This window comes from Trinickia sp. EG282A (genome assembly GCF_040965455.1).
Taxonomy (GTDB): Bacteria; Pseudomonadota; Gammaproteobacteria; order Burkholderiales; family Burkholderiaceae; genus Trinickia; species Trinickia symbiotica.
This window is the reverse complement of sequence record NZ_JBFRCC010000001.1, coordinates 713,598-727,335: the sequence shown is the minus strand read 5'-3', so window position 1 is coordinate 727,335 and position 13,738 is coordinate 713,598. Positions and strand designations below refer to the sequence as shown.

The following is a 13,738-nucleotide window of genomic DNA, read 5'->3' as shown; positions in this document are numbered from 1 at the left end:
CCTATGAAAATATCGAGTCGCCTCGCGCTGACCGGACTATTTGCGGCGCTTGCCATGGGAATCATTGGCACCATGCTGTTCATCGCCAGTCAGCAGGTCAAGACGGACCTCGCCAACAACGAAACCGCCAGCAGCATTTTGAACGCGGTCAGTTCGCTCCGATACCTCACGCTGGAGTATGTGCGCGGCCACGAAGTGCGCCCGCGCGCCCAGTGGCAATTGCGAAACGCGTCGCTCGCGAAACTCCTCTCAGATGCGACCCGATTCGCCGGCGGCCAGGAGAGGGCCACGGTCGACGACCTTCGCCATCGACAAGCGAACATCGAAGCATTGTTTGTTGAATTGCTCCAGGATCGTAACGGAGTGCAAACCGTCGGTACCAACGACGCGGTGATGCAGGAACTCGAGATCCGACTGACAGGGCAGATCCTGAACCGCACGCAGGACATGATTTCCGACGCGCTCAGCCTTTCCGACAGCACCAGGCGCAGCGTGCGGAACGCCCAGGAGCAGATGAACATAGCGGCCATGCTATTCGCAGCGGTAGCGGTGGTGACGCTCGTGGCGACAGTGATCCTTGTTCTGCGAAGCATCATCCGGCCACTGGCGCTGATGCGTGAGGGCACGGTCATCGTTGGAGCGGGCGACCTCGAGCACCGGCTCGCCGTCACGTCGAGCGACGAGATTGGGGAGCTTTCACGGGCGTTCAATCATATGGTCGAGGCGCTCAGAAAGACCACCGTTTCGCGAGATCAGCTCGAGCACGCAAATGAAATGCTTCTGCAGGAGGTGAGCGAGCGCAAGCAGGCCGAGGAGCGCTTCCGACAAGTCGTCGAGGCAGCGCCCAACGCAATGATCATCATCAACCGCGATGGCCAAATCGTGTTGGTGAACTCTCAAACCGAAAAGGTGTTCGGCTACGCTCGCGACCAACTCGTTGGGCAAGGCATCGAGCTGCTCGTGCCCGAGCGCTATCGGCGCGAGCACCCAGGCTACCGGTCCGCATTCTGCGAGAATCCGGGCAACCGCCCAATGGGTGCGGGCCGCCACCTGTACGGGCTGCGCCGGGACGGTACTGAAGTGCCGCTGGAGATCGGCCTCAATCCGCTCGAGACCAGCGAGGGAATGTACGTTCTGGCGGCCATCGTGGACATCACCGAGCGCAAGCGGCAAGAGGAGCTCTTTCGCGCAACTGTCGAATCGGCGCCTACCGCGATCGTCATGGCGGACCATACCGGGCGTATCACGTTGGTCAATGCGTTGACCGAATCGATTTTCGGATATGAGCGCGATGAGCTGATCGGCCAACCTGTCGAAAAGCTGCTACCGCAACGTTATCGCGCCGCGCATCCGGGACTCCGCGACAGCTTCTTTTTTGCGCCAAGCGCGCGTCGGATGGGCGAAGGTCGAGATCTCAACGGTCAGCGCAAGGACGGCTCGGAATTTCCGGTGGAAATTGGACTCAATCCCGTCGAGACCTCCACGGGTTCGTTCGTGCTTGCGGCCATCGCGGATATCACGGAGCGAAAACGGGCCGAGGAAGAGCTGCGCCACCGAACCGAGGAGCTAGCCCGCTCCAATCGCGACCTCGAACAGTTCGCCTACGTCGCTTCGCATGATCTTCAGGAGCCGCTGCGAGCTATCGCTGGGCCCCTTCAGCTCTTGCAACGACGCTATCAAGGGCAACTCGACGCACGGGCCGACGAATATATCGGGCACGCCGTCGACGGAGCGAGCAGGATGCAGACGCTAATCGACGATCTGCTTGCGTTCTCACGCATGGGAAGGTCCGCGGAACCCTGGGAACCGACGGAATCCGCGCAGGCGCTGGAGTATGCACTCGGAAATCTGAGCGCCGCGATCGAGGCGAGCGGCGCCCAGATCGTCCATGAGGATTTGCCGGTGGTTCATGCGATTTCCACGCAGATCTCCTTGCTCTTTCAGAACCTGGTGGGAAACGCGATCAAATTCCGCAGCAAAGACCGCCCTTTGCGAATTCACGTGGGAGCCGACGCTCGCAGCGATGCCTGGGTGTTCCATGTCAGGGACAACGGAATTGGCATCGATCCGCAGTATTTCGAACGAATTTTTCTCATTTTTCAGCGCTTGCACACGCGTCGCGACTACCCCGGCACGGGAATCGGACTGGCACTGTGCAAGCGCATCGTCGAACACCACGGTGGCCGTATCTGGGTCGAGTCCGATCCGGGCAACGGCACCACGTTCCTTTTTACACTGCCGCGTGACCCGGGCAGTCCATCGAATTAGCCGTTCAACCGGATAGAGGTGGTCCATGCTTGTCGATGCAAAAGGCAACCTGGCCGACATCCTGCTGGTGGAGGATAGCCCGACCGATGTCATGATGACCCGCGAAGCCCTCGAGCATTACAAAGTGCTCAACCCGCTCCATGTGGTGGAGGACGGGGTGACTGCCATGGAGTATCTCAGACGTCGGGGGATGTATGCGACGGCTCGCCGACCCGGCATGATCATTCTCGATCTCAACCTGCCGAGAAAAAGCGGCCGGGAGGTGCTCGAGGAATTGAAAGCCGATCCGGAGCTCGGCACGATCCCGGTCGTGATCCTGACCACGTCCAAGGCAGAGGAGGACGTGGTCCGATCTTACGGCCTACATGCGAATTGCTATATCAACAAACCGGTGGACTTTTCGAAATTTACGGAAGTCGTTCGCAGCATCAACGATTTCTGGCTCGGCGTTGTTACCCTGCCCCCGATCAAGCAGCCTTGAGTCCCTACGCAATTTGAAGGCGGTCAGCAGGCAACGAGCGCACCATGACTAATGGCGGGTGCGTCGTACTCGGCTATCAGAGAAAATCCCGCTTCCTTCAACCAACGGCGGTGGTCGCTGGCGGGATAAGCCATCCCCTCACCACTCGCGACTGTGAGGAAGTAGAGCGAAGACTTCACTGCCTGCAGGCCACCGGACTCGTCCGGATCACACATCAAGGTCCAAATGAAGAGCTGCCCGCGGGCCAGATAGGCGCGTGCTTTTTCGTAGAGAAACCTGATCTTTTCGGGGCCGAAGATTTCCACCACGTGCGAAAACATGACGCCATCGCAACCGTGCGGCCACGGATCTGAAAACATGTCCGCCGCGACGCAAGTGATCCGCTGTGAGAGCCCGAGCGCTTCGATGTTTTGGCGCGCTTTCTGAACGACGGACGGAAGATCCAGAAGAACGACTTTGAGCGATGGGTACCTTTCGACCAGCCGGATGGCATTCGTGCCATCGCCGCCGCCCACGTCAAGCAGCGTCGAAACCTCCGCCAGTTCCTTCATGTCCATCATGCGCGGCGAGAGACGCGTATAGGCGCCCATCCCCTCATGGAACAGCGCCTCCATTCCCGGATTCTGAGCCATGCGTCCATACAGCGTCGGGGCATCGCCCTCGAATTCATCCAATCCTGCGTTGCGCCGCTCCAGCAATGCTGTCGTGAAATGCAAGCACGCCCTGTGCTGGATTTTGTCGTTGAGGTGGACGAACGGCACCATCGAGCGCAGCGAGTCCCGCAAAAGGCAGCGCTGCACCAGCGGCAGATTGTGTATCACCCCTGATGCGTCGACACGGATGAGCTGCAACGCCTTGAGCCCTAACAGAAGCACGCGGCACCCGTACTCGTCGATCCCGAGGGTCTCGGGCAACGAAGCCACCGTCGCTCCTTTCTCGATGACATCGAAGACCTCGAGGTCGCACGCAGTCGATAGGACTTGCGTCTTGATATAACCGTTCATGATCTCGCACAGCGATTGCCACTCTTCCCATGAAAGCTCGTCCATATCCGCTCACAGCTTCCTGTCGTTGGTAAAAACTAAGATTCGATCGACCCGCGTTGCCCTGGTGCTCCGAAGCGAATCATCGCGAAGCCACGGTATCGGCAGGATCTTGCTCGGAGACGAGCTGCGACTTGAGCTGCTCGATGCGCGCTCGGATACGCTCGATCTTGTCATCTGGTAATAACTCACCCGCCGAGTCCAGGTAGCACTCGAGCTCATGAATGCGTTGACCAGCGGAGCCTGATTCTCGATCGATGAACAAGATGTCATGCGCGGTCGTCGACCGTATGGCAAAAAATGGCACGTCCGCGCGCAAAGGAAATATCTTGTCGGAATGCGCCCCATGGACGGCACTTAGCGGATGGAACTCCCCGATCATCAGCCCCGCGCTCATATAGATCGGCTTGAGTATCGAGTGCGCGCAATCTATGAACTTGTAATACGAAGCTGCAGACAGGCCTCTCGGAAAGACACACAACGACAGCAAATCGGATCGACCGGAAAAGCCGGCTGCGATTCGCCGGTAGAGCTTCGGTACCTGCAGCATAATTTCCACAAACGTCTCGAAGTTCATGCCGCCGCAGTCGAACGTACAAAAGTATAAAGCGGGCTCCTCATGGACCGGCCGCGCGAACGGACAGACAGCCCCCCTCCGTCCGAGGTGAGGGTGCGGTCGCATGACAAATCGCTTCATCCATTCGAGTCCGGCACTAAACGTCGCCGCAACGTTGGCATCCGGGATCGAGTGAATTGCGGTTGACAAGTACAGCGACCGTTCGATCTCGACAAGCGCGGCCTCGATCGAAGCCTGGGCTGGATCGGAATTTCTGGCAATGTTCATCATTTCGATCGTCAATCAAGTCATTGCCTTGAAAAGACGCCCCCATTCGTAATCATAGCGATCGGGGGAAAACGGAAAGATCCCTCCACCGGGCGTGAACGTCAGTTCGCCAAAGTAAATTTTGTCGTCGAAGACATAAAGATCCACGCGGACGTAGCCAAGCCCTTCCATCAAACGCGTGGCAACTCTGATCACCTCTTCCCAATTGGGCGGGGGCGGTGGAGGAACCCCGCTTCCGGAAAAGTCGCCCAACTCCAAATCCAGCGTACGCCATTGCGCGTCGTAGAGATCGATGCGCTCATTCCCGAAGCGGTCTTGCACGACGCCTGTATAGATGATCGGCCCGTCAGAGGAATTGCCGAACATGTTCATCTTGAAGTCCGGCGGGATCTTGCCGGAGCTGTCGAGAAGCAGCGTTTCGAACAGGATACGTGGCTTGATCGCACGATAGTGCCGCTCTCGCCCTTGGCGGTAGTAGTCGGTGTGGAGCCACCTGTCAGCTATTGCCCGCAGTTCGTCGAATGATCGTTTCGATTTGTCCCAAACGATTTCAACGAATGCTGACCCGTGATTCGCTTTCATGACAAACGAAGCAGGGAGCGAATTGAAAATCTCTTGCGTGAATACGTCCGGCGCCGCAATCAACGGGATCAAGTATTTCTCGCCGATCCTGTCCCTGACGTAGTCGCGAACAGCCAGCTTGTCGGCCAGCCTGCTCCATCGGGGATTCGGATGAAGACATCGAGCCAAAATCAACTCGTTGAAAGTCTCAGGATTTCTGAACCTCGGAAACCGTCCGATCTTCCTGCGATGCGAGAGTGCCAGGAACACGTGATCCGGTAAAAGGTATTTCGCTCGACGCAACCATCCATCGCCTGCATCGCGCAAGACCTGCTTCAAGCGCTCCGTGCGCTCATGCAAATGCAAGGAGCCGACGCGCGCCCCTGCGACCTTTTCGATTGGCCTGGACATGGAGCCGCCCGTCATTGGAAGTGTACGTTGCAGCAACCGAGGTGCGCGTCGTGCGCATGTCCCCGATGGACTCGTCTCCATTCGCTCCTACACGTCTGCCGATCTTTCCCCGCCATCGCAGCCCCCGCTTTCTTCAAAATGTCAGCCATCTCGCAGCGACTATCGCTTGTGCGATCGCTCTTTCTCTCTGCACTGCCGAGAGCACTGCGCTCGTATTCCGCAGAAACCATGCCAACGTTTGTGTATTCGTTCGAGCATGAGCCGGAGCGCGACAGCCACGACGGCCCGATCAACGGAAGCGCGCGCGCGTCTCCCAATCGATCTCCCAATGACAGCCTCGCCCTCCTCGGCATGTGGCGACTCGTTACGTAACGATGACGTAACGCCGAGCCATATTTCGAGCAGGCAGCAGGCATGGAGCGCGAGGGTGGTTGGCGTCATGGAGAAAAGAATATCGGCGCCTTTCACTGTCCTGCGAGCCGCCGATTGCGACGTTCGATAAACCCACCGCCGATATGCGGTGTGCTTCTTGCTCGTTCCTCGTTTCGTTAAGCCGACATTGAACGGGCGATACTGTGCGTACCCGATCTGCTTGCGCTGCGATGGATCCGCGTCACGTCACATGGCGATCTTTTATCGCTGGTTTGTACGTGCTTGCGAGCCTTGGCTTCCCGCGCGTGGATGCGCGAAGCGAAAAAAACCCGTTCACCGGCATATCGTCACGCGACGATTTCGTCACAAGCATGTCTCAGCGGTCGGCGCCGGCATTGGCGTCCGGCTCGATGCGGCCATCGGCCGGGGCGATTGTTTGCACTAGGCGATCGACGACATCCGGCGGCTTCGCCAACGGATTGATCGCAGCCGATACACCGAGCACCGACGGGACACGCCTGTTCGCGCAAGGCAGTCCATTCCGCGTATCGTTTGTGACGGCCACCCCGACAGCGGACAACGTCGTATGGTCGATCCGAGACCACCTGGGCAATGTCGAGGTCAACGGTACGTTTCCCGTCGCCGGCGGCACTCGCACGACCACGCTTTCGTGCAGATCCAGGGTAAGCGGTTATTTTGCGGTGTCCGCGACGTTGTCCGCGGCGGGCGGAGCGTTGCCGCGCGCCGGCACCCGCCCGTCAGGCATCGCAACGTTCGGCATCTTGCCGAATGTGTCCGCATACCTGCCTGCCGTCCCGTTCGCGCACCTGGATCAGCATCGTTTCGGCATGCAAGGATTCAACGGCTACCCTCAAATGCTGGCGGCCCTGGGGATTTCACAAACGATCGACGATCGTCAGCTGTCGGTCACGGAGCCAAAGCGGCCAAACGCTTGGAAACCATCGGTGAACGGCGTAGCGTCCGTCTATAAGAACGGAAAGGTGATGCGGCTTGTGCGGCTGGATGGGATACCCGACTGGGCAAGTCCGATAGGAGCACATCAGGATAGCAGCCACCTCCCCGTTGACCTCGATTATTACGAGCGGTACATGGCGCGCGTGGGGGAGGACACTGAGGCCATTCGCAAAGCGTATTTTCCGAATCAGCGCAACAACTACTATCAGGTGACCTGGGAGCCGCAGTGGGCCGATTCGCCGGCGAACTTCGTCGCCATGTATAAGGCCGTCTACAACGGCTTGCACTCGACGGACCCGAACGCGGTCGTCATGGGCACGACGAATCCCTTTATTGCCAATTGCCAGGGGGCATGCACGGGCGGCGTTCTGCAGACTTACGCGGCCCTGGGGCTCGGCCAGTACATCGACGGCATCGCGACGCACGGCTACTACAACGCGGGCACCTACGCCGCGCATCCGCCCGAGTTGTACGACACCAACCCCGACCCCGCTTGGGTCGCCAATTCGCTCGACAAGCAGATGCAGGCGCTGCGCTCGACCATGCAAGGCATCAAGCCCAATATGAAGCTCTGGTCCACCGAGCTTGGCATCAGCTACGACCCGGGCGTCACCTACGGTCCGAACTCCCCGTCGGCGAATCAACTCTTCGCTCAAGCGGCCGTCGCGGCGCGCGCCCACCTGATCATTCTCGGCGAAGGCGCACAGGTGACCTACTTCTTCTACGGAGCGGATTACCCGGGCGATTGCGGTTACGGCTCGTTCTTCGACCTCTCGCACGCTCAAGGCCAGTTCGGCGCAACCAACCTGAGCCCCAAGCCCGAGGCCATGGCGTTCGCCGCCATGACGCGCATCATCGACGGCACCCAAACGCTCGGGCGATTGAACGGCCTGCCCTCGATGGTGTATGGCTACGCCTTCCAGCGCTTGGGCGGCGGTAAGGTCATCACGGCCTTGTGGACCCACAACAACGCCGCTTGGCCGACTTCGACGGGCGCCTATAGCCCCACCTACAGCAAGCGCTACGCGCTCACCGTCGATGCGCCGGGAACCAGCGGCTACGTCGAAGTGTTCGACATGATGGGCAATCCGACGAAGGTTGCCTACACGAACGGGGTGGCGCAACTGACGCTGACCGAGACGCCGCAATATGTCGTATCCACGAACGCCAGCGTCATCCAGGCCAATGTCACCGCGCCGCTCGGCTATACCGGGCAGTAACTTCGGATTGGCCCCGCGTCTCTCGCGGAGCCCGCATCCGCCGATCAGCTCGATTCTTGGTGAAGATCTTCTCCTTCGAACGCCGCGGAGCGTCGAGATCCCCCTTCCTCGGCCGGTAGCAGCACCGTATCGGCCGGTCCCAATAGTCGCCCGTCTTGCGAGCGAACCTCCAGGCGCTTGAGCGGCAGGCCCTGCTCTTTGTCGACGAGCCGCACGTACGACTCGGAGGGTTCGAAGAAATAATCCTCTCCCCACTGCCTCAATGCGACGAGAAGCGGAAACAGCCCCTGGCCTTTTTGCGTCAGCACGTATTTCTGGTAGGGGCTGCCATCGGATGCTGGAACGGCCTCGAGGATGCCATGCTCGACGAGCGTGCGAAGCCGCGCGGACAAAATGTTCTTGGCGAGCCCGAGACTTTTCTGGAATTCGCCGAAGCGCTCGAGACCGTTGAAGGCGTCCCGGACGATGAGCAGAGACCACCAATCACCAATCGCGTCCAAGGGCCGCGCGATCGAACACGGCACCTCCCTGTGACTCGTTCGCTTCACCATGACGCGCCTCCGCACCACCATCCAGAACACAACGTCTATTCTAATTGAGGGCGCAGATCAGGTACTACGAGCGGCAAGCCGCCGCGCCTTTTTAGCGCGGAAGATGATGGCGCTGATCGCCGCGAGAACCCATACGCCGAACGCACCATAGAGCATGACCCACTGGAAACCATGCGCTAATGCGGCATGAGCGATCGCCCCGGACGCGCCCATTTGGCCGAACCGCGGGAAACTTTGCGCAAGGGCTGGCAAGTTCCCGGCAGCGATTCGCTCGGCCAGCGTTTGCAGTTGCGCCGCATCGAAAGAGCCTGGCAACACGCCTCGCAAATAGTCGGCAATCCCAGCGACGAGCACCAGCCCCATGACTGCGATATTGATCGCAAGCGTGATCAACCGCGCGCTGATGTCCATGCCCGAAGCCATGCCCGCGCGGTTGGACGGAACGGAACCCGTGGTCGTGTTCGTGGTGGGTGTATTGGTCAGCCCCAGTCCGACGCCGGCGATCAGCGAGCCCGGAAGCATCGTCAATCCACTGGCGTGCGAGAAACCCGCGCCAAGCCGCATCAGCATGAACCCCGCTCCGAGCGTGAACAGGCCCAGCGGAATGATTATGGCCGGCTGATAGCGATGCGAAAGGCGCTCGGCGAATGGAGGGATGGCGAGCGTGGGGAGCGTATAGGCCAGCAACGAAAGCGACGCGACGACGATATCGTAGCCGAGCGCGCTTTGGTAATAGATCGGCAAAAAGATGATGAACGGCCAGAAGCTGAAGTTCATGCCGATCGAACCCATGATGGCGCCCGAAAACCTTCTGATGCGGAAAACCGAGAAATCGAACATCGGATGGGGGTTGATCTTCTCGACGAGCAGGAAGGCGATGAAGCTCGCGATGGTAGCGGCGATGACGTACAAGGCGATGCGGCTCGCAAAGCCGAACTCCGATCCCTGTGTGATGTAGTACGTGAGGCCGAACACGGCGAGCGACAGCGTAACGATGCCGAGAACGTCCAGTTTCTTCGCCTCGGGATCGCTGGATTCGTCGACGCTGCCGAGCGCAAGCACGAGCGTAAGAATCGATATCGGCCCATGAATCAGAAACACCCACTGCCACCCCGACAGCGCGGCGATCGCACCGCCGACGATCGGTCCGAAGCCCAAGCCGAAGCCGAGAAAGATGCCCCAGATGCCGAACGCCTTGATTCGCTCCTGGCCTTCGTTGAACTGGTGCGAAAGAATCGCGATCAGGCAGATGAGCATCGCGCCGCCTCCCATCCCCTGGACGAACCGGCCCGCGATCAAGAGCGGCGCACTATGCGTCAGGCCGCAAAGCAACGACGCGAGCCCGAATACGATCACGCTGATGACGAAAAGACGTTTTCTGCCGTACCGGTCCGCCAAGGTTCCGGAGGCCATCAGCACGGTGGTGCACGCAATCGTGTAGGCGTTCATGATCCATTGCAGGTCCCTGAAGTCCGCCTGCAATACCTTTTCGAGTGTCGACAAAATCACCGGCACACTCGAGATTTCGAGCGCGAACATCAGTTGGGCCAGGCACAGCGCCGCCAAGGCAATGGAGTTCTTGCCGGAGCGGGAGTAAGAGATATCCATGGGTCATTCTTCCGAGAGGGTTGATGGACCGACAGCGCCACGAATCCGCGTGGCGCGAAGGACTTTCGCTGCGACGACTTGGTTTCAATATGAAACCCATCGAATGCTAGGCAGATAAGTTTTAATTTGCAACCATGCTCTCGTAAGGGGAATCGTCTTCCCTCCGCCTGCCAGAACCACGTGAAAACGGCACATTCGCCGGCTCCGGTACAATTTGACGATTCGCTCCGCCCGCGCGGTGCATCGGCATTGCAGTCCGCCGGTCCGCCCTGGTGAGCCCCTTACATCGAGCAGGCCCCATCTCATGACCAGCAACGAAGCTCTTTTCGAACGCGCCCAACGGTCGATCCCAGGCGGCGTGAACTCCCCGGTGCGCGCGTTCCGCTCGGTCGGCGGCACGCCGCGTTTCGTCGCGCGTGCGCAAGGCCCCTATTTCTGGGACGCCGAGGGCGTGCGCTATATCGACTACATCGGTTCATGGGGGCCGATGATCCTCGGCCACGTTCATCCCGAGGTCCTCGAAGCGGTGCAGCGCGTGCTCGCGGACGGTTTCTCTTTCGGTGCGCCGACCGAGGCCGAAATCGAGATCGCGGAGGAGATCCGCAAGCTCGTGCCGTCGATCGACCAAGTGCGCCTCGTATCGAGCGGCACGGAGGCGACGATGAGCGCGCTGCGGCTTGCGCGCGGCTTCACGAAGCGCGAGCGCATCGTCAAGTTCGAGGGCTGCTACCACGGCCATGCCGACAGCCTGCTCGTGAAGGCTGGCTCGGGGCTGCTGACGTTCGGCAATCCGACGTCGGCCGGCGTGCCGCCTGATATCGCGAAACATACGAGCGTGCTCGAGTACAACAACACCGAGGCGCTCGAAACCGCGTTCGCGGCATTCGGCGACGAGATCGCCGCCGTGATCGTCGAGCCCGTTGCGGGCAACATGAATCTCGTGCGCGGCAATCCCGATTTTCTGCAAGCGCTGCGGCGGCTTTGCACGCATCACGGCGCCGTGCTCATCTTCGACGAAGTGATGTGCGGCTTTCGCGTGGCGCTGGGCGGTGCCCAGGCGCTCTACGGCATCGAGCCCGACCTCACCTGCCTCGGCAAAGTGATCGGCGGCGGTATGCCGGCGGCAGCGTTCGGCGGCCGGCGCGACATCATGGCGCACCTCGCGCCCGAAGGCGCCGTTTATCAGGCCGGCACACTGTCCGGCAATCCGATCGCGGTCGCCGCGGGCTTGAAGACATTGCAGCTCATTCAGGCGCCCGGATTCTACGAGCGCCTGGGCGAGCAGACGGCGAAGCTCGCCAGCGGCCTGGCCGCCGTGGCGCGGGCGGCCGGCGTGACGTTCTCGGCCGATGCCGTCGGCGGCATGTTCGGCATCTATTTCACCGACAAAGTGCCGGCGAGCTTCGCCGACGTCTCGCGCAGCGACATCCCCCGCTTCAATGCGTTCTTTCACAAGATGCTCGATGCGGGTGTCTACTTTGCTCCTTCGGCCTACGAAGCAGGCTTCGTTTCGTTTGCGCACGACGATGCCGTCATCGACGCCACGCTCGACGCCGCGCGCAGTGCTTTCGCGGCGCTTGCCGCATGATGCGCAAGCCGCACTCGATGTTTTCGGAAGACGACTTCAGCCACATGAAGCGCGCGCTGGCGCTCGCGCGGCGCGGTCTTTTCACGACGACGCCGAACCCGCGCGTCGGCTGCGTGCTCGTGAAAGACGGTGTCACGATCGGCGAAGGATTTACGCAGCCGGCCGGCCAGGATCATGCCGAAGTGCAGGCATTGAAGGATGCGCGCCGGCGCGGCCACGATCCGCGCGACGCTACCGCTTACGTTTCGCTCGAGCCCTGCAGTCATTTCGGCCGCACGCCGCCTTGCGTCAATGCGCTGGTCGAAGCGCGCGTCGCGCGCGTGATCGCGGCGATGGAGGACCCTAACCCGCAGGTGTCCGGGCGAGGGCTCTCCATACTGCGCGAAGCCGGCATTGACGTGCGCTGCGGATTGCTCGCCAATGAAGCACACGAGCTCAACATCGGCTTCGTGTCGCGGATGACGCGCGGACGACCTTGGGTGCGGATGAAGGTCGCCGGCTCGCTCGACGGCCGGACCGGCTTGCCCACAGGCGAGAGCCAATGGATCACGGGCGCGGCGGCGCGCGCGGACGGTCACGCCTGGCGCGCGCGGGCCTGCGCGGTTCTGACCGGCGTCGGCACCGTGCGCCAAGACAATCCGCAACTGACCGTGCGGGAAGTCGAGACGCCGCGTCAGCCGCTGCGCGTGCTCATCGACAGCCGGCTGGCCTCGCCGCTCGAAGCACGGATTTTCGAAGGCGCCCCGCCGCTCGTCTTCTGTGGACGCATCGATGCCGATAACGGCAGCCGCGCCGATGCGCTCGCGGCGCGCGGCATCGAAGTCGTTGCGCTCCCGAACGAGCAGGGAAAGGTCGACCTTCCGGCCATGCTGAAGGCGCTCGGCACACGCGGGATCAACGAGTTGCACGTCGAGGCCGGGCACAACCTGAACGGCTCGCTGTTGCGGGATGGATGTGTCGACGAGTTGCTCGTCTACCTTGCGCCTAGCCTGCTTGGTGTCGATGCGATGGGCATGTTCGATATCGCCGCGCCTGCCACGCTCGAAAACCGCGTGCGGCTTGCGTTTCACTCGGTCGATCGCATCGGCGACGACTTGCGCATTCTCGCGCGCGTAACGGCGCAAGCGCCGCGCACGCCGCAATCCTGATCAACGAGGAAAGACACATCATGTTCACCGGAATCGTCGCGGCCGTCGGCCGCATCGAAGCGATCAAGCCGCTTGGTCACGACGAGCAAGCGGGCGTGCGGCTGACAGTCGGGGCCGGCTCGCTCGATCTCGCCGACGTCGCGATCGGCGACAGCATCGCCATTCAGGGTGCCTGCATGACGGTTGTCGCGAAGACGGAAAAGACGTTCGACGTCGAGGTCTCGCGCGAAAGCCTCAATTGCACGGTGGGGCTCGCGCAGCAGGATGCGGAAGTCAATCTCGAGAAAGCGCTCACGGCGCATGAGCGGTTGGGCGGGCACATCGTTTCGGGGCATGTCGATGGGCTCGGTACCGTGACTCGGTTCGCGCCAGTCGGCGAATCGCATGAACTGCGCGTAGTCGCACCGAAGGAAATCGGGCGGTACCTCGCTTATAAAGGCTCGGTTACGGTCAACGGTGTGAGCCTCACCGTCAACAGCGTCGACGATCGTGAGGACGGGTGCGAGTTTTCGATCAACCTGATTCCGCATACCGTCGAAGTGACGACGCTCAAGCATCTTGCGCCGGGTAGCAAGGTCAATCTCGAAGTCGATTTGATTGCGCGGTATGTGGAGCGGATGCTCGGGGCGTCGAAGGAAGGCTCTGAGTCATTGAAATGATTCGGTTGC

11 protein-coding genes are annotated in these 13,738 nt (G+C 60.8%); 6 read left to right on the top strand and 5 right to left on the bottom strand.

The window, feature by feature from the left end; translation table 11 throughout:
* Positions 1–3 precede the first annotated feature (3 nt).
* Together AB4Y31_RS03320 and AB4Y31_RS03315 are read left to right on the top strand one after the other, a co-directional pair.
* Positions 4–2,268 (top strand): PAS domain S-box protein, encoded by a 2,265-nt coding sequence (locus tag AB4Y31_RS03320; RefSeq protein WP_368672695.1) that lies wholly within the window; start codon positions 4–6, stop codon positions 2,266–2,268.
* A gap of 25 nt (positions 2,269–2,293) precedes the next feature.
* The gene (locus tag AB4Y31_RS03315) at positions 2,294–2,749 is read left to right on the top strand and encodes a response regulator (protein WP_368672694.1); all 456 of its coding nucleotides are present in this window, start codon (positions 2,294–2,296) and stop codon (positions 2,747–2,749) included.
* A 23-nt stretch (positions 2,750–2,772) separates the two neighbouring features.
* Here the strand turns inward: AB4Y31_RS03315 and AB4Y31_RS03310 are convergent, their stop codons facing one another.
* From AB4Y31_RS03310 to AB4Y31_RS03300, 3 genes are all read right to left on the bottom strand, one after another.
* Entirely contained in the window at positions 2,773–3,753 is a 981-nt protein-coding gene (locus AB4Y31_RS03310) for a methyltransferase (RefSeq protein ID WP_368673439.1), read from the bottom strand.
* A gap of 121 nt (positions 3,754–3,874) precedes the next feature.
* Entirely contained in the window at positions 3,875–4,651 is a 777-nt protein-coding gene (locus AB4Y31_RS03305; protein WP_368672693.1) for a DUF6875 domain-containing protein, read from the bottom strand.
* Positions 4,652–5,623 (bottom strand): ATP-grasp fold amidoligase family protein, encoded by a 972-nt coding sequence (locus AB4Y31_RS03300; protein WP_368672692.1) that lies wholly within the window; start codon positions 5,621–5,623, stop codon positions 4,652–4,654.
* 728 nt (positions 5,624–6,351) lie between these two features.
* On the opposite strand from AB4Y31_RS03300, the gene AB4Y31_RS03295 reads away from it, so the two are divergent.
* Entirely contained in the window at positions 6,352–8,175 is a 1,824-nt protein-coding gene (locus AB4Y31_RS03295; RefSeq protein WP_368672691.1) for a hypothetical protein, read from the top strand.
* Positions 8,176–8,219: 44 nt separating this feature from the next.
* Here AB4Y31_RS03295 and AB4Y31_RS03290 read toward each other — a convergent pair whose 3' ends face one another.
* Both AB4Y31_RS03290 and AB4Y31_RS03285 read right to left on the bottom strand, forming a co-directional pair.
* Entirely contained in the window at positions 8,220–8,726 is a 507-nt protein-coding gene (locus tag AB4Y31_RS03290; protein ID WP_368672690.1) for a winged helix-turn-helix transcriptional regulator, read from the bottom strand.
* Positions 8,727–8,783: 57 nt separating this feature from the next.
* Positions 8,784–10,334 carry an MFS transporter gene (locus AB4Y31_RS03285; RefSeq protein ID WP_368672689.1) on the bottom strand — a complete coding sequence of 517 codons (1,551 nt, stop codon included), beginning with the start codon at positions 10,332–10,334 and terminating at the stop codon, positions 8,784–8,786.
* 304 nt (positions 10,335–10,638) lie between these two features.
* Between AB4Y31_RS03285 and hemL the strand changes: the two genes are divergently transcribed.
* Genes hemL through AB4Y31_RS03270 form a run of 3 tightly spaced genes read left to right on the top strand, consistent with a single transcriptional unit; the run spans position 10,639 to position 13,729 of the window.
* Positions 10,639–11,922: a glutamate-1-semialdehyde 2,1-aminomutase gene (gene hemL / locus AB4Y31_RS03280; protein ID WP_368672688.1), complete on the top strand. Its 1,284-nt coding sequence runs from the start codon at positions 10,639–10,641 to the stop codon at positions 11,920–11,922.
* A 17-nt stretch (positions 11,923–11,939) separates the two neighbouring features.
* On the top strand, positions 11,940–13,070 hold the full coding sequence (gene ribD, locus AB4Y31_RS03275) for a bifunctional diaminohydroxyphosphoribosylaminopyrimidine deaminase/5-amino-6-(5-phosphoribosylamino)uracil reductase RibD (protein ID WP_368673438.1): 1,131 nt from the start codon (positions 11,940–11,942) through the stop codon (positions 13,068–13,070).
* 20 nt (positions 13,071–13,090) lie between these two features.
* Positions 13,091–13,729 carry a riboflavin synthase gene (locus tag AB4Y31_RS03270; RefSeq protein WP_368672687.1) on the top strand — a complete coding sequence of 213 codons (639 nt, stop codon included), beginning with the start codon at positions 13,091–13,093 and terminating at the stop codon, positions 13,727–13,729.
* Positions 13,730–13,738 lie beyond the last annotated feature (9 nt).